This is a genomic window from Neokomagataea anthophila (genome assembly GCF_018122595.1).
In the GTDB taxonomy this organism is placed as follows: Bacteria; Pseudomonadota; Alphaproteobacteria; order Acetobacterales; family Acetobacteraceae; genus Gluconobacter; species Gluconobacter anthophilus.
Window position 1 is genome coordinate 576,306 of record NZ_JAGRQH010000001.1, and the last position, 19,865, is coordinate 596,170.

Consider the following 19,865-nt stretch of genomic DNA (forward strand, 5'->3'; position numbering starts at 1 on the left):
AATGCAGGCTGTTATGGAGCATGTGCAGTGGTTGATAGCACTGCACATTATGGCTTTTACAGCTTGGATGGCGGGATTATTTTATCTCCCCCGACTGTTTGTGTACCACTGCCAAGCAGAGCCGGGATCTGCAGAGTATGAGCGCTTTACCGTTATGGAGCGGAAACTCCTCAAACAGATCATGAATCCAGCGATGATCGTGACTATTCTCGTTGGTGGTACGCTTGCTTCTTTGCCGGGTATCATTGAGTGGGGGGCTCTATGGTGGTGGATGAAGCTTATCGCTGTGATTGGACTTTGTGGTTTTCATGGAATGTGTTCTGTGTGGCGTAAACAATTTTTCATACAGAAAAATAACCATACAGAACGATATTATCGTATTGCGAATGAAATACCGACAATTTTAATGATGATCGTTGTCATTATGATCATTGTTCGACCATAAATATGGTTTATTCGTAAGGTTACTTAGGAACATGAAGTTCAGGTAAGGGCATGTTCACTATGCCCTTCTGAAGTCAGGAGATGTAAACTGTGACAAATTCAGCCCCGCAATCGCTCCAAAATGTGTATGCAGGTGAAAGAATGCCATGTTTTGATCTGCTTACAGCAGGTATTGAAACGGGCTGGTTGCCACAAATTCCAGCGGGTCTTTCTGGAGAGTTGCCGTCGCGCATTCCAAAGCGTTTAATTCAATACTGGCACTCTAAAAATATCCCAGAAGAAGTTCAAAAAAATATTGAAAGCTTCAAACATTTTAACCCTGATTTTTCACATCATATCATTGATGATGAAGAAGCACGGGCGTTCATCCATGCCCATTATGGCCAAGATGCAGCAGCTTTATATGATGCATGTTTCCATGCTGCGATGCGTTCTGACTTTTGGCGGATTTGTGACCTTTACCAAAATGGTGGGGTTTATGTGGATGTTGATACATTGGCGCATGGCCCCATTGCAAAAGTGGGGGCAGGCGCAGAGTTTAGCTGTTTGCTGACATATTCCATTGGTGAACCATGGTGCATTGATAACGATTTCTTCATGACAGAAGCGCGGCATCCAGTGATGCATGCGATTTTGGGTGGGTTGTTTGAAAATGTTGATCGCTTTGTAAAAACGAAAAGATTTGAAAATATTTGGGTTGAAACGGGCCCGGGTGTCACAACAATTAAAACTGCTGGATGGCTTGCACAAAAAGCAATTGATGATGGTCTTTCACCGAAGGAAACGGGTGTAATTTTCCGTCATCACCATGCTTTAGGTGAAGCATTTTATCATGCGGATATGCAGTATAAGAACTCTGTAGAAGGCAATTGGCGTATTGCTAAACCATCCTGAGTTAAAAGAGGTGCTATGTGGGTAGCCATATATACCCACATAGAAAATGTATTTTCTAAACAAGGCCGTATTTTACGCCTGTCATGGTTTCAGATACGGTCCATAAACGTCGCGCCTTTTCAAGGTCATGAGCTTGTGGTGGTATAAAAGCCTCTGCGGGTGGGCCACGGCGTTCCTCACGGTCTTTAGGGCCGTAATAAGCGCCATCCTGTGCATTTGATGAGGTCAGGGCATAGAGCAAAGGCTCAGCGCCTTGTGCCACGTCTTGCCCCATGAACGTGAAAACCTTCCAACCGACACGACGCAATGTATGGCGGGCAGCGCGTGTGACGAATGTGCTATGATGATCCAGTGCTGCATTATTGGTCATAATGTTGCTGGCAGCCCAACCGGGATGAGCCGCACGAGAGTGAATAGGCCAAGGTGCGTTACGCGCCCGGCGATCGAGTTCTAAGGCAAAGAGCAGATTAGCAAGTTTGCTTTGGCGGTAGCGTTCAAATGCTTGATAGCGGTGACGCGCATTGAGATCACCGAAAGGTAATGTGCCACGTTTTGCGGCAAGAGAAGAAACCGTCATGATGCGTGCTTCCCCTTTGGCTAAAAGAGGGAGAAGGCGTCCCGTAAGAGCAAAATGGCCAAGGTGATTGGTGCCAAATTGCAGTTCAAAACCGTCCTTGGTGGTAAGGCGCTGTGCGGGAGCCATAACGCCAGCGTTATTGGCCAAGAAGTGCAGGGGCTCTCCTTTAGCGCGTAAGATTTCGGCAAAATCTGCAATAGAGGCCAGTGAAGCTAAATCAAGCACTTCAAACCGTGCTTGTGCGGAGGGAACGCGGTAACGCAATTGCTCTAACGCTGTGTGCCCTTTTTCTAAAGAACGTCCACTAAGAATGACGGATGCGCCGCGAGCCGCTAAAGACACTGCCGTCTCAAAGCCGAGACCACCAGTAGAGCCGGTGATGAGAGCCGTTTTCCCAATTAATGAGGAAGGTGTGGACGCCATATGCTTACCTCTCTTTGGAGCCATGTGGGGTTGATGGTGCTGAACGCTCTTCAAGACGTGCTTGTTTGAGGGCTTCTTCCGTTAGGCGTTTTTCGTTCTTTTTTAGAAAAAGAAAACCACCGACGAGACATAAGACACCGAGCACAGCGAGGGTAATACCAACGGGACCAGTAATTTTTTCAATCTGTTTGCCCAATTGGTAGGTAATAATCGCGTAACCTCCTCCCCATGCTAAACCCCCTAGGGCATTGTAGAAGAGAAAAGTCATCCACGGCATACGGTTGGCCCCGGCTAAAAGCGCAACAAAGACGCGCAGAATAGCGACGAACCGTCCAAGAAAAACGATGATACCACCGTGTTTTTTGAACAAATAACGTCCGAGCAAGAGGCGTTCTTCGGTTAAGCCAACTTTGGTGCCGTGTTTACGCAAAAGGCTAAAGCCAAAGCGATGCCCGATGAGATAGCCAAGATTATCACCCATAATAGCGCCTATAACAGTCGCGACGACAATCCATTGGATTTCGAGGTGATGTGTGCTGCCAGCGTAGAGCGAGGAGGCAATGATAATGCTTTCTGCAGGCAGGGGCAGTCCCATGCTTTCCAGCATAACCGTGAGGCCAATAACGCTATAGCCGTAATGTTGCAGTAAATCGTCGAGGATAGGGGATAGATGCAGCAGGGTTCAGGTTCCGTTCGTAAGCTGGTCGTTATTGGTTACGGCCGGTAAGCTTGGTATGCCTAGCATACGGCATACCCACAGGATGGAAAATGATGGATTTACATCACCAGAAATCATCAGGCACTTCAAAGGCGGGGTTCTGGCCATCATGGGTCTCGCCTGCTTTGGTCGCAGGGAAAACGCGTGGCTTTAATGAAGTACGCACTACAGGACATTGGGTCGCGTGGTTAGAAACCCGTCCGGAGGAAGCAGGGCGCAGTGTTGTGACAGCATATAGCCCTGGTGGCGGTATTGTTGATCTTTCTCCGTCGGGTGTGAGTGTTGGTTCTTCGGTCCATGAATATGGCGGTGGTGCGTGGGATATGCGCATTGGTGCGGATGGTGGGCCTGAATTGGTTTTGAGTGATCGTAAAACAGGTGCTTTATGGTTTGATGAGACGCAGTGCTCTTTAAACCCACAGCATCGTTATGCAGATTTAACATGGTCACCGGATGGGCACGGTGTTTTTGCTGTGCGTGAAGTTCCTCAAGCTGGTTCAGAGCCTATTGCATCCATTGTGTATGTTTCCAAGCAGGGTGTGGAAACAGTGTTGGTTGAAGGAGCAGATTTTTATGCTGCACCACGCCCGTCACCTGATGGGAAGTGGTTGGCATGGTTCGCTTGGCAACATCCGCATATGCCATGGACGCAAACAGCCCTGTATATTGCTGAACTGCTTTATGATGAGGAGAGCCAGCCTCAATTGCGTAACAGCATAGATATCAGCGGGCCAACACCGTGCAGTATTATTGAGCCACGCTGGAGTGCAGATGGTGCTCTATTTGCGACGGAGGATTCGTCAGGGCTTTGGACGCCAGTCTGTTTCCAGCAGGATACAGGGCATTGGAAACGGCGTGTATTACCGTCTTGTGGGATGGAAATTGGCTTGCCGCACTGGGTTTTTGGTCAGAGGAGTGTGGCACCTCTGTCAGCAGACCATCTGATAGCTTTGGCGGTATGTAACGGTTTTAACCATGTTCAAATTTTCCAGCATGGAACGTGGGATAATGTGACATTAGGTGCCCCGGTGAATGTTCCGGAGCCTTTAGCGGATGGGCGTTTGGCATGGATTGATGCACCATCTGATAGGCCGCAGCGGATTATTATTGGTGCTCTTAATGGCGATCACACCGTTATTAGGCAGAGTGTTGAACTGCCTGATACTGTTGTGAAAGCGGATATCGCAGTGCCGCGGCCTATTACCTATGAGACAACAGGTGGTGCCACGGCTCATGCCCTTTATTATGCACCAAGTAGTCATCAGCAGGTTGTGGCTGATGGGGAGTTGCCGCCATTGATTGTGATGGCGCATGGCGGACCAACCGGGCGAGCCAATACGGGTTTCGCTTTTAAAGTTCAATTTTGGACATCACGAGGCTTTGCTGTTCTGGATGTAAATTATCGTGGCTCGACCGGTTATGGACGGCAGTATCGGGATGCATTGAATGGGCAGTGGGGCGTTATCGATATTGATGATGTCTTAGCTGCGACGCAGGCTGCAGTGGATCATGGACAGGCAGATCCTGGACGATGCGTTATTCGTGGCAGCAGTGCAGGTGGTTTGACGGTGTTGGGAGCTCTGGCGCGCTCAAACCTATTTGTCGCTGGCACAGTGTTATACGGCGTTACTGATTTGAGAGGTTTAGTCGAAGAAACACATAAGTTTGAAGCACGGTATTTGGATGGGTTAATTGGCCCATATCCAGACGCTGAAGACGTGTATTTACAGCGTTCTCCTCTGACTTTTGCGCAGGATATTAAAGATCCTGTTCTCTTCCTACACGGTGATGAAGATAAGGTTGTCGCGCTGTCACAAGCTGAAGATATGGTGGCCTGTTTAGAAAAGGCAGAGTTACATATCTATCCGGGAGAGAAGCATGGTTTTCGGCAGAAAGAGACTGTGATGGATGCTTTCTCGCGTGAGTTGGCCTTTTACCAAGCAGTTTTTGCCGCGCAGTAAACAATAAAAAACGGGGCCCGTCATCGGGCCCCGTTCTTGTTCACACGAGAGGTGTGTGATTAGGCAACGGCTTGCTTTGCCAGATAATCTAGTGTTTCGTTCGTCGAGTTAGCGCGGTATGGACCACCTGCGATGATTTCGATGGACAGAACGCCCATTGTGTTGGTTGTACGCTTGTCGAGGGTGATTTCGGCACAGCCCTTCGTCCAACGGCGGCCTTCTTCATCACGATGTTCCCAGCCATGAACGTCATCTTGCGTCAGGTGAGATGTGACTTTTTGCGTTGAAGCACCGTCAAAGAGCGTGATGTCGCTAACCATGACGCCGAGTTCACGACGGTCATCAACGAAAGGACCAATGAGGTCACGAGGGCTGACCGTGCGTGACGTTAGGTAAACGCGATCAACGCTTGAAGGCACTTGGAAGACAGCATGTTGTGCTGTGCGGCGGAGCAGAGGAAGAGCAACGCCATCTGCCGTTACCAATGCAAGAGCAGCATCTTCGGTAAATTCAGGGGCAGCCTTTTCCAGAGCAAAGCCCAGGGTTTCAGCCCGTGCAGCTAGTTCTGCGTGGAGAGGTTCCACGAACTCACGGCTTACTTCGAGAGCAGCAGCTGCGTCGTTTTCCCATGTTTTAGGAGCATCGAAACCACCAACCACGACTTTATTGTCAGTTTTGAAGCTGTGTCGGTTACCGGTGTCGAGGTAGCTCTCAGCCAGAGCGCCGTCTGCCATGATAACGGAGTGCTTGTTTGTTTCGATGTGATAGATTTCGAAAGACTTCTGCTCATCAATAACAATAGAGCGGTTATTAACAAGCAAACGAGCCGGAACGAAACGACCATTTAAGAACAAGCAGTGTTCTGGTGTGACGAGAAGGTCTTTGAAAGGTACACCTTCGCTTAGAGCATTCGCTTTGATGCGGATTGCTTGTTCTTCAGTTGTGTTAGCGTTGACTGTCTTATGGCCAGCCCAGCGAACTGTGTCCGTGTGACGGGCGCCATTTTCAAAAACGTAAACTTCGCTACCTTCAGACAGGTCTTCAATAGCGACTGGACCTTGAGGGGTTTCGATGATCGTTCCCGGCAGGTAGCAGACAGTAGCTGTTGTTGTTGAGCCAAGAAGGGCTGAGGTTGTTTTTCCAAGGGTGTAAGATTGATCTGGTGTATAACCGTATGGATTGCCTGGCATATAGATGTAAACTGTTATGCTGCTACCATATCCAGAGAAGGGATTATAAAGTCCTCCATATACTCGAGCAGCAAGAACAGTTGTGTTGCTGCTTGATGTATAAGCAGCTTCAATTTTTGTAGATGAACCGCTAATGTTAAAATTAAATAAGAAATTTTTTGATGGTGTGTTTTGTAAGTATAGAGAGTACGTTTGATTTCCGCTCAGGTTTGCTAGTACAGATGACCCAATATTAATGTCAATTTCACCGTTAGCACTACCAATCGTTGCAGTGGAAGATGTCCCACCATCAGATCCAACAAGACCCGACGCGGCATTAATATTTAGGATGCCGCCATTAATATAATAATCATTTCCACCGGTATAATAGGCAGTTTTTTTATCAGTGATCGTGGTTGTCATGGTATGGGCTCCATTTTTCAACGCAGGGAGGCAACAAAGGGAAGAATCCTTCGTTAACTTTGTTTGCCTTATAATAACACTTATTGTTATTCAAAAATGATCGATTTTCAAGATAAAAAAACATATTTTTTGTTTATTATTTTCTATATTAATAATATCATTATTTAAAATAAAGGAGTGAGGTATTTCATGAATAAGCGTGAAATTTCAAAAACAGGCATAATGGTTAGTGATATATGCTTGGGAACCATGACGTTCGGTCAGCAAAATACCGAAGAAGAAGGGCATGATCAGTTAAATTTGGCTGTTGAATGTGGTATTAATTTCATTGATACGGCTGAGTTATACTCTATTCCACCACGGGCTGAGACCTATGGTTCTACCGAAACCATCATAGGAAATTGGTTTAAAGCACGTGGAAAACGCGATGATGTTATTTTAGCGAGTAAAGTAGTTGGGCGTTCAAAGAATCCGTGGTTTAGGCCAAATGGTGAAGAAGCCCGATTAACATCGCGTCAAATTCGATATGCTTTGGAAGGCTCTTTGCGGCGTTTGCAAACGGATTATATCGATCTGTACCAGTTGCATTGGCCCGATCGTTCCATCGGCTTATTTGGTGAGGGTGGCACAACTTTTAAGGGGCTATCTGAGGCAGATGAAGTCTCGATTGAAGAGACATTGTCGGTTCTTGGAGATTTGGTGAGAGAAGGGAAAATTCGTCATGTTGGTCTGTCAAACGAGACCTCATGGGGTGTTTCTAAATTCATTGAAGCATCGAAAACGGGTTTGCCACGGGTTGTTTCGATTCAAAATGCTTATAATTTGTTGAACCGTACTTTTGAAATTGGTCTGGCGGAGCAGTCTTTAAGGGAGCATGTTGGGCTTTTGGCCTATTCTCCTTTGGCGCAAGGTTACTTAACTGGAAAATATTTGGATGGTGCGCGGCCAAAAGGTGCGCGAACAACGTTGTTCAATCGTGGGCAGCGTTACGAAAAGCCGGGTGTAGATACGGCCATTCGTTCATATTTGGCCGTTGCACACAAATATAATGTTGATCCTGTTCAAATGGCGGTTGCTTTTGTGACATCCCGTCAATTTGTAACATCCAACATTATTGGTGCAACGAGTATTGAACAACTTAAAGTAGTGTTGGGGTCTGTAGATGTAAATATCACAGATGAAATGGAAAAAGATATTGATGCTGTGCATCAGTTAAATGCTAATCCAGCACCATAAATCGTTCAGTCTGGAGCGCCTGTTAAGGCGCTTCAGATTGAGATGTTTGGCCTAATTTACGGATAACATGAAAAGCCGTTAGAATGGCAGATGTGCCAAAAATAATGGCACCGAGCGCTTGTCCGCAGATAATACCGAGTGGACCAAAATAATGTGCGCCAAGCCAAACCAATGGGATGGTGCCAAGGGTGGCACGCCCCCAGTTAAAACCGGTTGAATAGAGTGGGTGTCCTAAATTATTGAATGCTGTATTTGCGACGAATAAAAGACCGACAAACATATAGCTGAACACTAACCAACAGCAGAACCAGCGAACGATCTCAATACCAACACCATGAACAGTAAAAATATCTAGAATTAGGTTATGCCCAAGGGCCATTAATGCCCAAGTGGATATAACGCATAGAGCTGTGAGTTTGAGTGCTGAGACAAGAGTTTCCTTAACGCGGTCAAATTGTTGAGCGCCTAAATTTTGCGCCATAATGGGGCCTACGGAACCGGTTAATGCAAAAACTAGGGCAAAAGCTACGGGCACAATGCGTTCGATTGTTGCTTGACCGGAAACGGCATCAAGCCCGAAGCGCGCCATGGCATGTGTGACGAATAATGAACCGGCAGGAGTAGCGAGGTTGGTCGCGATAGCGGGTAATGCGATGCTGCCTACTTTTTGAATGGCAGGACGTATAGCCCGAATATCTGGCCATTCCAGCATATCGTGGCCACGAAGGTTGATGAAACCACTCGCGGTTATGGCTGCGCGTGACAGGATGGTGCTGATAGCTGCGCCTTCAAGCCCTAAGTGAAAGCCAAAAATCATAATAGGGTCAAGGCAAGCGGAGACAGCGGCACCGGTAAGGGTCATACGCATTGAGCGGCGCGCATCACCCACTGCGCGCAGTAAAGCGGATAGGGCCATGCCAAGGCATACGAGAGGCAGTGCGGGGGCTGTCAGCCGGAGGAATAAGGTGGCTTGGCTGAGTGCTACATCTTTTGCACCAAGCGCGCTTAGAAATTCGGGTGCAAACACTGCTGTGATCAAGCCGAGTATGGCAGCCATGACCACCATGACCGCGAGAAAGGCTGAGCCAATCCGGCGGGCTTCATCATGCTGGCGTGCGCCAATAAGGCGGCCAATGCAAGCGCCGAGGCCAATTGTCAGACCTATGGAAACAGAAACCTGTAGGTAACTGATGGATGTTGAGAATGCGATGGCCCCTGTAAGGGCGGGGTCATGCAGTTTGGAAATGTAGAAAAAATTAAGAAGATCAACGGCAAAGACGGCCATTAATCCAATCGCTCCGGTGCCCGCCATTGTAATGACGTGTCGCATAATGCTGCCATGAACAAACCGTGCCGGGCGAACCGGTGGATTGTCGGGGATGCGTGGTGAGGCAGTGATGTCAGGAACTGGAGCCATAGCGTTCATTCTGCCTTGTTCATTTTAAAAGTGCCAGAGTGGAAAAGGCGTTTCCGTGTTTCAAAGTTGAAAGGCTGTTTGCGTAAGGGGTTTATTAACTAAGGGATGTGAAGATCGCAGGAGGTGCCAAGAGGTGGCTGTGCGGTGACGCTAACGGGGAGTGTGCATGTCTATTTTCAATGCGTTAAATACGGCTGTGAGTGGACTGAATGCACAGTCACATGCGTTTGGTGATTTATCGAACAATATCGCGAATAGTCAGACTGTTGGGTATAAAGCGTCTGGAACGAGTTTCTCTGATTATGTAACGGCACAAAATAAAGGAAGCGTACAAGGAGCTTCTGATAGTGTCGCGGCAATGACGAATCAAAATACCCAATATCAAGGCAGTATAACAACATCGAATAACCCTCTAGGAATGGCCATTTCAGGACGTGGTTTTTTTAGTGTTGTTGCTGCAAATGGCTCGGAATCTTCTCAAGGTGGCACCTCTTTTAGTCCTCAGAGTTTATACACGCGAAATGGTGATTTTTCTGAAAATAAAGATGGTTATTTAGTCAATACATCGGGTTATTATCTGCAGGGCTATCAGGTGCAAAGTGGAGGTGGGCTCAGTAGTACAGCAGCACCTATACAGGTTCCCAATACAATTTCCTTTCAGCCAACAAAAAGTACGGCGTTAACGGTTTCTGGAAGTATAGGGAATACAACCACTACGGGGGCGTCTTCCGTATCGTCTGGAACGGCTTATGATGTTCAAGGAACGGCGCATAATATTACGTTGAAGTGGCAGCAGTCTTCGACAGACCCTTTATCATGGACGGTGTCAGCAGGAGATGGTTCAGGCAGCCCAACAAATGTCATGTTTAATACGGATGGGTCTTTGAAATCCGTCGGTGGCACAGCGCAGGCGGGTGGCTCATCAGCAACGTTTAATTATGCGGGCAGCCCTCAAAATATGACTGTTAAATTGGGGATGATTGGTAGCGCTAGTGGTGTGAATTTGAGCACATCGAGCAGTGCGACCGCCTCATCAGCGATGACGTCTGATAGTGTGACAACGGGTAATTATACGGGATTAAGTGTCCAAAAAGATGGGTCGGTTATGGCCAGTTTTGATAATGGATTGTCCCAGATGGTTGCCCAAATTCCTTTAGCTACTTTTGCTGACCCTGATGCTCTCGCGGCGCAAAATGGCCAAGCTTATACAGCGACCTCGGGCTCTGGCAGTGCCAGTTTGAATGCTGTTGGGACTAATGGTGCGGGTTCTTTAGCGACATCATCTCTTGAAAGCTCGACAACGGATTTGACGGGAGATCTCACGAAGTTGGTGGTGGCCCAACAGGCATATGGGGCGAATACTAAAGTAGTCTCAACATCTGATCAGATGTTGCAGACGACGTTGGCAATGATTCAATAATATCTTTGAGAGTAACGTCTTGTGGGATTGAATAATGCTCTATCGATTGTATCGACAGGTTTGTCTGCGGTGCAATATGCGATGTCCGTTTCATCCCAAAATACGGCAAATGCAAGCACGGCTGGTTATATTGCGGAACAGCCAACCGTTATGGCTAGTGCTGGTAATGGTGTAGGAAATGGCGTGTTAGTTGCGGGGACGCGCCTTGCCGTTAATACACAAGTTCAAACTGCTCTTTATGCGCAAAATAGCAATGTTGCGTATGAGAATACGAAGAACAACTCTTTATCGGCGGTCACAGCCCTGCAAGGGTCAACATCTTCTGCTTCAGGATCAAGTGGCACATTATCTGATTTATTGGGCAATGTTCGCTCATCCTTAATATCTTTATCATCATCCGTTAGTAGCAGTGCGGCACAAAGCACGGTTATTTCTACTGCCAGTAATGTCACGCAGATGTTGAATGGACTTGGTACGGGTATTCAGCAGCAAAGGCAGAGCGCCCAAGATGGAATTATGTCCTCTGTGCAGGATATCAATACAAATTTAACAACAATCGGTTCGCTCTCGACCAACATTATGCTTCTAAAAACAGCGGGAAAAGATACAGCTGATTTGGAAAATCAGCGATTTACGGCATTAAACGCTCTTTCAGGGGATTTGAATATCTCTTGGAAGGTTTCTGCCAATGGCGATATGAGTATTTCTACAGCTGATGGTGTTGCGTTACCCACACGTATGACTTCATCGTCAGGCCAGCCGCAAATTTCGAATAGCTTTCCGTTGACCACGTCAGGTGCTGTTGTTTCTGCCAGTTCCGTTTACCCTGGGCAGGGGGATAGCAATGCCCTTCCCGGTGTTACGTTGAATGGTATTGACGTGACTAAGAGTATGCAGGGTGGCTCTTTGGGAGCAAATATCGAATTACGCGATACGACACTGCCAACGATGCAAGCTCAGTGTGATTCATTTGCGTATAGTTTAGCCAGTCGTTTCCAAGCGGAGGGCATGCCCATTTTCACAGATTCGTCTGGGCATATACCGAGTGCAGACCAAACAACCCTGCCACCACAAGGGAGTTTGGGGTTGGCGCAATCTATACGTGTATCAACACAGTATCAGGCCAGTCCCTCTTTGCTTGTTGCGGATACCACAGGAAGTGTCCTGAAAAACGTTCTATCCAATACGTTTGGTACGTCTATGACGGCTGCGCCAAGTGAAGGATTGGGAGCATCAGGCACGTTAAGAACGGGGTATAATGGTCAGAAAGATATTATTGGTCTGGCAACTGCACTGACGTCTGATCAAGCGGCACAGGCGGCAGATGCAAGCAGTGATCTCTCATTAGCAAAAAACACTCAAACGAACTTATCAACACAGTTTTCGAGCACCTCTGGTGTGTCAGTCGATAAAGAAATGGCGAATGTGGTGGCATTGCAAAATGCATATTCGGCCAATGCAAAAGTTATTTCAGCTGTGCAGACCATGTTTACGTCATTGCTGAGTGCTATTGGAGGGTAATCATGACCGGTATTGTGGCGGATATGCGTTATGGATCTTCCTTTTATGGTATGGCCGCAGCAGTGAACACGCTCTCTGCCCGGCAAGATGCTTTGCAAGGAGAGGTCTCTACGGGAGTAAAAGCACAGGACTATGCTGGGCTTGGTGCATCTCGGACGCAGGCACTGGCTTTGCAACCTGCGCTGACACAAGTATCCGCGTGGACAACAAATGTGCAGGGCGCGCAGGCGCAGTTGTCATCTAGCCAAAGTGCAATGACGCAAATTACGGATATTTCTACAAAACTGACGGCAGGTATTTCTTCTCTAATAGGGACACCATCTTCGGCTGCGGTTGCATCTGCCGCGCAGTCCGCGAGAGCCTCTCTCTCATTGCTCGGAACGGTTTTGAATACTCAATATGGAGAAAATTACGTCTTCGCGGGTAATACGGGAGCAGCACCTGTAACGGGCGATTTGGCGAATTCGTCTATGAGCCAAGCTGTTTCTGGTATTGTGAGTAAACTGGATGACCAAGGAGGGCAGGCTGTCTTGCAGGAAACACTGCTGAAAGCGTCTGAAACGGGAGAGAATTCACCTTTTTCGCAAGCCCTTTCAGGGGGGGGGCAAGAAATGTCAGGCTTTGTTAGTCAAGTTCAGACAGGCCCCTCAGGGGGACAAAATGTGGGGTGGATTGCAACGCAAGGTGGGGCGCCTTCTTCCGTTACGACAGGCTCTCCTATTCGAGATTTGATGCGAAATCTGATGGTTGTGGCATCTTTGGGCAGCGTATCGACCGGCAGTGATGGTTATAAAACTTTGATTTCGGGTCTTCAGTCATCAAATAATACGGTGAATACGGGGTTAGCCAATGCCGCGGCTCAGATGGGTGTTCAACAAAATACCTTATCGGCTCAGTCTTCTTTTTTGACGCAGATGAACTCGTCGCTCACGAGCCAGCTTGGTCAAGCAAAAGATGCAGATATAGCAACGGTTTCGAGCCAATTAACGGACACTCAAAACCAGTTGAAGGCTTCTTATAGTTTGATTGCCGATATGAAGGGCATGACGCTCGCAAATTATATTTGAAAACGTTGAAAAAAGAGTGCGCTCATCGCATATCCATAAGGAACATCCTATCAGGAGGTATATCGGTATGAGTGATGCGTCTGGTCATGTTGAAAAGCGCGCTTTTAGCGCGGAAGTTGGGCGTTTGCTCGATTTGGTTGTGCACTCCCTGTATTCAGATCGGGAGATTTTTCTTCGTGAACTGGTCGCTAATGCTGCTGACGCGACCGACAAACGCCGCTTTGAAGCATTAACGAACTCATCTTTGGCGTTGCCGGATAATGCCTCTATTCGTATCGCGCCAGATCAAGAGGCTAAGCGCCTAGTTATTGCTGATGATGGTATCGGCATGTCTCATGATGAGCTTGCTGAGAATTTAGGAACCATTGCACGTTCGGGCACGCGCCAGTTTGGTGAAAAGCTGAGTGCAGCGAAACCAGAGGAACGACCAAGTCTGATTGGTCAGTTTGGTGTTGGTTTCTACGCCGCTTTTATGGTGGCCGATCATGTGAATGTAACGTCCCGTAAGGCAGGGTCTGATGAAGCATGGACGTGGTCATCAGATGGTAAGGGCGATTTTACCCTTTCGCCAGCAACGCGTTCAACGCCGGGGACTGAGATCGAATTGTCCTTTAAAGAGGATGCGGTTGAGTTCTTAGAACCGTTCCGTCTGCGGTCTATTATTCGTAAATGGGCAGATCATATTTCTTGGCCCATTACGCTGAAGGAAACGAACGAAGACGGCACGAGTGAAGATAAGCCAGCCAATGAAGGTACGGCGATTTGGCGTAAGCCAAAATCAGAGATCACTTCTGAGCAATATACAGAGTTTTACCGTCACGTTGCGCGTGCGTTTGATGAGCCTTATGTCACGCTGCATTGGAGTGCAGAAGGCACGACTGAATTTACGTCGCTGCTGTTCATTCCAGGTGCGCGTCCGTTTGATTTCATGGAGCAATCACGCGAGAGCCGTGTTCATCTGCATGTTCGCCGTATGTTTATTACGGATGAAGCAGAGTTGTTGCCGAATTGGATGCGTTTTGTTCAGGGTGTTGTTGATACAGAAGACCTGCCACTGAACGTATCGCGTGAAATGCTTCAGGCAACGCCGACGTTGCAACGTATCCGTAAGGCTGTGACCAAGCGCGTTCTGAACGAAATTCAGAAGCGTGCAAAAGATGCAGCACCGGAATTTAATACGTTCTGGGAAAACTTTGGGCCAGTTGTAAAAGAAGGCCTCTGGGAAGATGCTGAATACCGTCAAGAAATTGCGAAATTCGCTCGTTTCCACTCAACGCATAGTGACGAACTGACAACATTGGATGCGTATATTGAACGCATGAAGGATGGTCAGGACGTTATTTATTATCTGACGGGTGATAACCTTGATGCGCTGCGTAGCTCGGCACAATTGGAAGGTTTCCGTGCTCGTGGTTTAGAAGTTCTGTTGTTGGCTGATCCGGTTGATGCTTTCTGGCCGGAGCGTTTGCACGCCTTCAATGATAAGGCATTGCGTTCTGTCGTGCAGTCTCATGGTGACTTGGAAAAGTTTGAGACGACCGAGGATGAAGGTGAGAGCCCAGCGGATTTGGACAAACTTCTTCCTGCATTGCGTGAGGCTCTGGGGGATTCTGTGAAGGATGTTCGTGGCACGGTGCGTCTGACGGGGAGTGCTGTGGTGATGACATTTGAAGGTGGCCCAGACTTGGCGATGCAGCGTTTGATGCGTCGTTCTGGTCAAGGTATGCCGGAGATGCCACCTGTGCTGGAAATTAACCCTCGCCATGCTTTGATTCGTACTTTGGCAGAGCGTGCGGAACGTGATGCTGATATTTCAGAATATGCTCATATTCTGCTGGATCTTGCACGTGTGCAGGAAGGGGAAGCCGTGCCTGACCCAAGTGGGTTTGCGCGTCGTTTGTCCGGTGTTTTGGCGCAAGGTGGAGCTGTATAAGTTTCATTAATGCGTAGGTGCTGAGTGTAAAAGCTTAGCACTTTGTTAGTGCTCTTTCGGCCATGCTTTCCTGAGGGGGAAGGCATGGCCGAAATTGTAATGAGTTCAGTCTTTTTAGAAAATATTCAGGCAGCTTTCGCAGCAGGGCAGCGTGGTGAACCGCACAATGCTCTGTGTCATCTACACATTGCTCTTGAGCATATGCCAGAGACGGCACGCGCAGCTTTTTTGGTCGCTGGTGTGTATGAGCACTGCGCAGCATGGCGAGAGGCGGCGAAGTATTACGTAAAATCGTTGCAATATGATGTGACAGACTTGCGGGTGTGGCATCGCCTTGGGGTTGTACGGTTGGCTTATGATGACTTTGAGGGAGCGCTTGCGGCTTTACGTTACGTATGTGCAGCAGCACCGCAAGAAGGGCATTATGCTGTTGATTACAGTATGGCGCTTGCACGTGTGGGGCAATTTGAGGAATCGTTTCAAGCAGCTGAGCACGCTTTGGTGCTCAATCCAGATGATGTGTTCGCCCTGAATAATGCAGGCCATGCACTGCAAAGTCTCAATCAATCACAGCGAGCTTTGGCGTATTATGATCGCGCTGTGGCGTTGGCACCGGAGCAGCCGGGTGTTCGCTTTGGCCGAGCGACGGCTTTGTTGAAATCAGGTGATTTCCAACAGGGGTGGCGAGAGTATGAGTGGCGCTGGAAGGATTGCCAAAACGTTAGAACGGACGTGATGGCCCCTGTATGGGAAGGGGAGTCTTTAGTAGGGAAAACGATCCTTGTGCATCATGAGCAAGGCTATGGTGATAGTTTACAGTTTCTACGATTGATTCCACTTTTAGCGCAGACTGGCGCATGTATCATTTTACAGGTACCGCCAGCATTGTTGCGTTTAGCTGAGTTGGTGGAGGGTGTTGCGGGTGTCTGTGCGATACTTGGCCCGGGGCAGCATGTCGATGTGCATTGTCCGTTGCTTAGCCTTCCTGCTCGTATGGGGTATGCGCCTGTAGAGAATTCCAAACTGCCTTACTTGAAGTTGAAAGCAGAAGATAATCCCGTAAAATCGATGGTCCCATACCGGAAGCTCATTGTGGGGCTAGTTTGGGCCGGAGATCCGCGGCCACATGATACTAAGGCGCGGCAGACGGATTATAGGCGCAGCCTTTCCTTGGATATTTTGGCACCGTTATTTGCTTTTGATTCGGTGGAATATGTGAGTTTTCAAATGGGAGAAGCGCGCCATAAACGTCTAAAATACGCCCATTTTTTAGCAGATGGCACGGAGGGTATTACGGATTTTTATGAGACGGCCAAGCGTTTATCAGGGGTGGATCTTTTGATTACGGTGGATACGTCCATCGCTCATCTTATGGGAGGGCTTGGGCGGCCTGTATGGCTGTTATCGCGCTATGATGCGTGTTGGCGTTGGGGGGAGTGTGGTGAGGAGACGGAATGGTATCCGTCGATGCGTATTTTTAGACAAGCTAAACCGGGGGAGTGGGCTCAGCCTGTGCAGGATATTATAAGAAGCTTGCACGAGATGGTGGGCTTAGAAGCGGCGGTAGAGTAGGTCTGTTGGGTTTTTGCCGGCCTCTTTAAGGGCCTGATCCACCGTATGGTGCAGAGGGGATTTGGAGCAAATGGGATCGGTATTGGCCGCATTACCGGTTAAGGCGAGAGCCTGGCAGCGGCAACCTCCCCAATCCTCTTCTTTTTTAGGGCATGAGCGGCAAGGCTCAGGCATCCAATCCGTGCCACGGAAGAGATTAAACAATTCAGAATCGAACCAAATCTCATTTAGAGATGTGTCTTCTACATTAGGGAAGGCAACATTTGGAATAATTTCAGCAGCATGGCAGGGCAGAACGCGCCCGCTGGGCGTGATGTTGATAAAACGCCGTCCCCAGCCATCCATGCAGGGTTTGGGGGTTTCTGCGTGATAATCTGGGGTGACATAATCAATGGCTAAGCCACCCTTGCGTTGTTCATCTTCAACAAAGCGCGTGGCATCGTTCAACTGATCACGGCTGGGTAGGAGAGCAGAACGATTTTTGAGGCCCCAGCCGTAATATTGCGTGTGCGCAATTTCAACGCGCTGGGCCTTCAAGTCACGCGCAAGGGTAAACATGTCCGGGATGCGTGCGATATTTTCACGGTGCACAACAAAATTGAGGGTGAGAGGAATGCCTAGTTCGTTAATGAGCCGTGCAGCCTCTAATTTGCGGGGTTGAGCATTTTTCAGGCCGCCAATGCGCTCGGCGCCTTCATTGGTGACGTCTTGGAAAGAAAGCTGGATATGGTCCAAGCCCGCATCATCTAAGGCTGCTAATGTGTCTTTATTGAGTAAAATGCCAGACGTTATGAGGTTGGTATACAGGTTGAGAGAGCGAGCATGGCGGATAAGTTGGGGCAAGTCGGGGCGGGCCATGGGCTCCCCGCCGGAGAAGTGCACTTGTAAAATGCCCATCTCAGCAGCTTGGTCGAGTGTTTTGAGCCAACCCTCCGTGCTCATTTCAGCTGCACGGCGCTCTAATTGGAGCGGATTGGAGCAATAGACGCAGGCAAGGGGGCAGCGATGTGTCAGCTCAGCCAAAAGGCTCATAGGGGCTGCAATGGTCACGCCCGCAATGCTCCTTTTTCTGTTAAATCATTCAAGAGCGTAAGGACATCGTTGGTGATGAGTTCGCGGGGAGCATCATAACGTGCGCTGAGCGTATCAATTATGGTCGCAACACTACGCTCGCCATCGACTAAACGGAGAATTTCAGGCGCGGCACCTTCGAGGATTAGTGCTTTTTCTGGCGCTTGAATCAGCCACAAGTCACGTACTTTGTCGTGCTGTAGGCGGTACCCACGTGCGAGAGATGGGACGCGCGTTTGCGCGTCCTGTGGGGGTGTTGTGGTCATGGAATAAAGGCGCCAGGGGGAATGTTACCGTTAATATAGGCATGATCGAGGGCGTCGAGCATGGTCCAGAGAACGGAACATTTGAATTCAAGAGCTGCAAGCACGGCTTCTTGCTGCTCGATAGTTTTTGCGTGTTCACGGACATAGGCGAGTGCGAAGTCTGAATCACGTGGTGCTTGGGTCAGGCGTGGGGTGAAGTAAGCAAGCGTGTCATGGGAGATGAAGTCGTAATGCTGGAGCATTCCCGATACGCGTTCGCTGATGATGGTCGGTGAGAAGAGCTCTGTGAGGGATGATGCAATGGCTTCCAGAATGGAGCGGTCCCGTACAAAGTGGATATAGGCTTCGACTGAGAAGCGCGTTGCTGGGAGTAGGCCTTCCAAGCTTTCTACATATTGCCGGTTAAGGCCGAGGCCATCAGTCAGAACGAGCCAGCGGGCAACACCTCCGGTGCCGGGTTCTGTGCCGTCATGATCTTCGATACGGCGGCGCCATTCGCGCCGTAACTCGGTGGTTGGCAGGCGTGCGAGAAGTGTCGCGTCTTTTGCGGGGATGCTTGCCTGATAATAATAGCGGTTAAGAGCCCATGCTTGCACTTGCTCTTTGTTGAGCAAACCATCGTGTAATTTACGGTGGAAAGGGTGCTTGTTGTGGTAGCGCTCAGCGCCGATTTGGCGCAGGCGGTCTTCAAGCTGGTCTGGTGTCAGGCAGGTCGTGAGGGGGGCGGTCATGGGGTTTCCAATCTGAAGGTCATTCCGTCTGCCGCGATGGTCCAACCCGCTTGGGTTACGGCATCGCGCTCTGGGCTGTTGTCCAGCAGGATGGGATTTGAGTTATTGATATGGATCAGTACTTTTTTTGGCTTTGTGCAGTCTTTGAAGCTTGCCATTGGTCCGTCCGGGTCATCGACGGAGACATGGCCCATGCGTTTCCCTGTTTTGGGGCTTAATCCTGCACGGATCATTTCATCATTGCGCCATAACGTACCGTCAAACAGGAGCAGGTCTGCTTGCTCTGCACGGTGTATAATATCAGCGGTAATATCGGCACATCCTGGAATGAATAGGAGGGTGTGAGTGCCATCAGAGACGCTTAGCCCAAGCGTCTCATCGGGGCGTGAGCCTTCAGCTTCGGCGTAGAGCGGTGCTTTGCCTGGTACGGCAAATGCTGTGAGTGTGAGGCCGCTATCGCTGCCATCTTTATGTTGCAGCGGGAAGGGCTCGTCGAGGTTTAGCGCGATACGTGGCACGATAGCCGGATCAAGCGCACCAAAAATAGGATTGGCGTTTAGTTGCTCTAAGGTGGAGGCACTCGCCATAAGCGAAAATGGCTCACGTTCACGGAGTGTGAGAAGGCCTGTAATCGCATCAATCTCGCCACAGGTCAGAATGACGGATTGGATAGGGGTATGGCGGAGTTGCCCGTCTTCTTCTGGGGCGGGGTGTAGAGCGGTATTTTCGTTGATTTGCTGGCGAATATCCGGCGCAGCGTTGAAGAGAAACCAACGTTTTCCATCACCACTAACGGCAACAGAGGCCTGTGTGCGTGGGGATGTCCCATTGTGTTGGCGTGCTGCAATACAACCGGGTGCAGCTGAATTCCACTGAGGGAAGCCGCCACCAGCTCCTGAACCGAGGACGAGGAGATCAATCATAAGATAATGGCCGCTGCAAAAGGTGACATCACCTATACCGCATGCCGTGCTTGGTGTGTGCCGTCAACATAACCGGCTCCTTCTATCCAGAAAGAACCG

17 protein-coding genes are annotated in these 19,865 nt (G+C 49.0%); 9 read left to right on the plus strand and 8 right to left on the minus strand.

Features of this window, described 5'->3' with window-relative positions:
• Position 1 precedes the first annotated feature (1 nt).
• Both KB213_RS02565 and KB213_RS02570 read left to right on the plus strand, forming a co-directional pair.
• The gene (locus KB213_RS02565; protein ID WP_211680482.1) at positions 2-445 is read left to right on the plus strand and encodes a CopD family protein; all 444 of its coding nucleotides are present in this window, start codon (positions 2-4) and stop codon (positions 443-445) included.
• An 89-nt stretch (positions 446-534) separates the two neighbouring features.
• Positions 535-1,338: a glycosyltransferase family 32 protein gene (locus KB213_RS02570; RefSeq protein ID WP_211680483.1), complete on the plus strand. Its 804-nt coding sequence runs from the start codon at positions 535-537 to the stop codon at positions 1,336-1,338.
• A gap of 55 nt (positions 1,339-1,393) precedes the next feature.
• On the opposite strand, the gene KB213_RS02575 is transcribed toward KB213_RS02570, so the two are convergent.
• Both KB213_RS02575 and KB213_RS02580 read right to left on the minus strand, forming a co-directional pair.
• Complete coding sequence (locus KB213_RS02575) at positions 1,394-2,338, minus strand: SDR family oxidoreductase (RefSeq protein ID WP_211680484.1); 945 nt, start codon at positions 2,336-2,338, stop codon at positions 1,394-1,396.
• A gap of 4 nt (positions 2,339-2,342) precedes the next feature.
• Complete coding sequence (locus KB213_RS02580; protein WP_211680485.1) at positions 2,343-2,945, minus strand: DedA family protein; 603 nt, start codon at positions 2,943-2,945, stop codon at positions 2,343-2,345.
• A 161-nt stretch (positions 2,946-3,106) separates the two neighbouring features.
• On the opposite strand from KB213_RS02580, the gene KB213_RS02585 reads away from it, so the two are divergent.
• A complete protein-coding gene (locus KB213_RS02585; RefSeq protein ID WP_249110139.1) occupies positions 3,107-5,017 on the plus strand; it encodes a S9 family peptidase in 1,911 nt (636 codons plus the stop codon).
• 59 nt (positions 5,018-5,076) lie between these two features.
• Here the strand turns inward: KB213_RS02585 and KB213_RS02590 are convergent, their stop codons facing one another.
• Positions 5,077-6,609, minus strand: coding sequence for a Hint domain-containing protein (locus KB213_RS02590; protein WP_211680486.1), 1,533 nt, complete (start codon positions 6,607-6,609; stop codon positions 5,077-5,079).
• A 189-nt stretch (positions 6,610-6,798) separates the two neighbouring features.
• Here KB213_RS02590 and KB213_RS02595 point away from each other — a divergent pair, with 189 nt between their 5' ends.
• On the plus strand, positions 6,799-7,845 hold the full coding sequence (locus KB213_RS02595) for an aldo/keto reductase (protein ID WP_211680487.1): 1,047 nt from the start codon (positions 6,799-6,801) through the stop codon (positions 7,843-7,845).
• Between the two features lie 22 nt (positions 7,846-7,867).
• Here the strand turns inward: KB213_RS02595 and KB213_RS02600 are convergent, their stop codons facing one another.
• Entirely contained in the window at positions 7,868-9,175 is a 1,308-nt protein-coding gene (locus KB213_RS02600) for an MATE family efflux transporter (protein WP_211680575.1), read from the minus strand.
• A 253-nt stretch (positions 9,176-9,428) separates the two neighbouring features.
• On the opposite strand from KB213_RS02600, the gene flgE reads away from it, so the two are divergent.
• The 5 genes from flgE to KB213_RS02625 all read left to right on the plus strand — a co-directional run bounded on the left by flgE (position 9,429) and on the right by KB213_RS02625 (position 16,775).
• Positions 9,429-10,682: a flagellar hook protein FlgE gene (gene flgE / locus KB213_RS02605; protein WP_211680488.1), complete on the plus strand. Its 1,254-nt coding sequence runs from the start codon at positions 9,429-9,431 to the stop codon at positions 10,680-10,682.
• Positions 10,683-10,703: 21 nt separating this feature from the next.
• Positions 10,704-12,203: a flagellar hook-associated protein FlgK gene (gene flgK, locus KB213_RS02610; protein ID WP_211680489.1), complete on the plus strand. Its 1,500-nt coding sequence runs from the start codon at positions 10,704-10,706 to the stop codon at positions 12,201-12,203.
• A 2-nt stretch (positions 12,204-12,205) separates the two neighbouring features.
• A complete protein-coding gene (locus KB213_RS02615) occupies positions 12,206-13,270 on the plus strand; it encodes a flagellin (RefSeq protein ID WP_211680490.1) in 1,065 nt (354 codons plus the stop codon).
• A 67-nt stretch (positions 13,271-13,337) separates the two neighbouring features.
• Positions 13,338-15,203 carry a molecular chaperone HtpG gene (gene htpG, locus KB213_RS02620; RefSeq protein ID WP_211680491.1) on the plus strand — a complete coding sequence of 622 codons (1,866 nt, stop codon included), beginning with the start codon at positions 13,338-13,340 and terminating at the stop codon, positions 15,201-15,203.
• A gap of 84 nt (positions 15,204-15,287) precedes the next feature.
• On the plus strand, positions 15,288-16,775 hold the full coding sequence (locus KB213_RS02625; RefSeq protein ID WP_211680492.1) for a tetratricopeptide repeat protein: 1,488 nt from the start codon (positions 15,288-15,290) through the stop codon (positions 16,773-16,775).
• Here the strand turns inward: KB213_RS02625 and pqqE are convergent.
• Genes pqqE through pqqB form a run of 4 tightly spaced genes read right to left on the minus strand, consistent with a single transcriptional unit; the run spans position 16,755 to position 19,766 of the window.
• Positions 16,755-17,825, minus strand: coding sequence for a pyrroloquinoline quinone biosynthesis protein PqqE (pqqE, locus tag KB213_RS02630; RefSeq protein WP_346266653.1), 1,071 nt, complete (start codon positions 17,823-17,825; stop codon positions 16,755-16,757). The genes KB213_RS02625 and pqqE overlap by 21 nt on opposite strands.
• Positions 17,822-18,112, minus strand: coding sequence for a pyrroloquinoline quinone biosynthesis peptide chaperone PqqD (pqqD, locus tag KB213_RS02635; protein ID WP_211680493.1), 291 nt, complete (start codon positions 18,110-18,112; stop codon positions 17,822-17,824). Before pqqD ends, pqqE begins: the two co-directional genes overlap by 4 nt.
• Positions 18,109-18,843 (minus strand): pyrroloquinoline-quinone synthase PqqC, encoded by a 735-nt coding sequence (gene pqqC, locus KB213_RS02640; protein ID WP_211680494.1) that lies wholly within the window; start codon positions 18,841-18,843, stop codon positions 18,109-18,111. The genes pqqD and pqqC overlap by 4 nt, the downstream gene beginning before the upstream one ends.
• Positions 18,840-19,766, minus strand: coding sequence for a pyrroloquinoline quinone biosynthesis protein PqqB (gene pqqB, locus KB213_RS02645; protein WP_211680495.1), 927 nt, complete (start codon positions 19,764-19,766; stop codon positions 18,840-18,842). Before pqqB ends, pqqC begins: the two co-directional genes overlap by 4 nt.
• Positions 19,767-19,865 lie beyond the last annotated feature (99 nt).

Coding starts and splice junctions, on each gene's coding strand:
- KB213_RS02565 (WP_211680482.1), top strand. CDS start 2: ATGCAGGCTGTTATGGAGCATGTGCAGTGGTTGATAGCACTGCACATT.
- KB213_RS02575 (WP_211680484.1), bottom strand. CDS start 2,338: ATGGCGTCCACACCTTCCTCATTAATTGGGAAAACGGCTCTCATCACC.
- KB213_RS02580 (WP_211680485.1), bottom strand. CDS start 2,945: ATGCTGGAAAGCATGGGACTGCCCCTGCCTGCAGAAAGCATTATCATT.
- KB213_RS02585 (WP_249110139.1), top strand. CDS start 3,107: ATGATGGATTTACATCACCAGAAATCATCAGGCACTTCAAAGGCGGGG.
- KB213_RS02590 (WP_211680486.1), bottom strand. CDS start 6,609: ATGACAACCACGATCACTGATAAAAAAACTGCCTATTATACCGGTGGA.
- KB213_RS02595 (WP_211680487.1), top strand. CDS start 6,799: ATGAATAAGCGTGAAATTTCAAAAACAGGCATAATGGTTAGTGATATA.
- KB213_RS02600 (WP_211680575.1), bottom strand. CDS start 9,175: ATGCGACACGTCATTACAATGGCGGGCACCGGAGCGATTGGATTAATG.
- flgE (WP_211680488.1), top strand. CDS start 9,429: ATGTCTATTTTCAATGCGTTAAATACGGCTGTGAGTGGACTGAATGCA.
- KB213_RS02615 (WP_211680490.1), top strand. CDS start 12,206: ATGACCGGTATTGTGGCGGATATGCGTTATGGATCTTCCTTTTATGGT.
- htpG (WP_211680491.1), top strand. CDS start 13,338: ATGAGTGATGCGTCTGGTCATGTTGAAAAGCGCGCTTTTAGCGCGGAA.
- KB213_RS02625 (WP_211680492.1), top strand. CDS start 15,288: ATGGCCGAAATTGTAATGAGTTCAGTCTTTTTAGAAAATATTCAGGCA.
- pqqD (WP_211680493.1), bottom strand. CDS start 18,112: ATGACCACAACACCCCCACAGGACGCGCAAACGCGCGTCCCATCTCTC.
- pqqC (WP_211680494.1), bottom strand. CDS start 18,843: ATGACCGCCCCCCTCACGACCTGCCTGACACCAGACCAGCTTGAAGAC.
- pqqB (WP_211680495.1), bottom strand. CDS start 19,766: ATGATTGATCTCCTCGTCCTCGGTTCAGGAGCTGGTGGCGGCTTCCCT.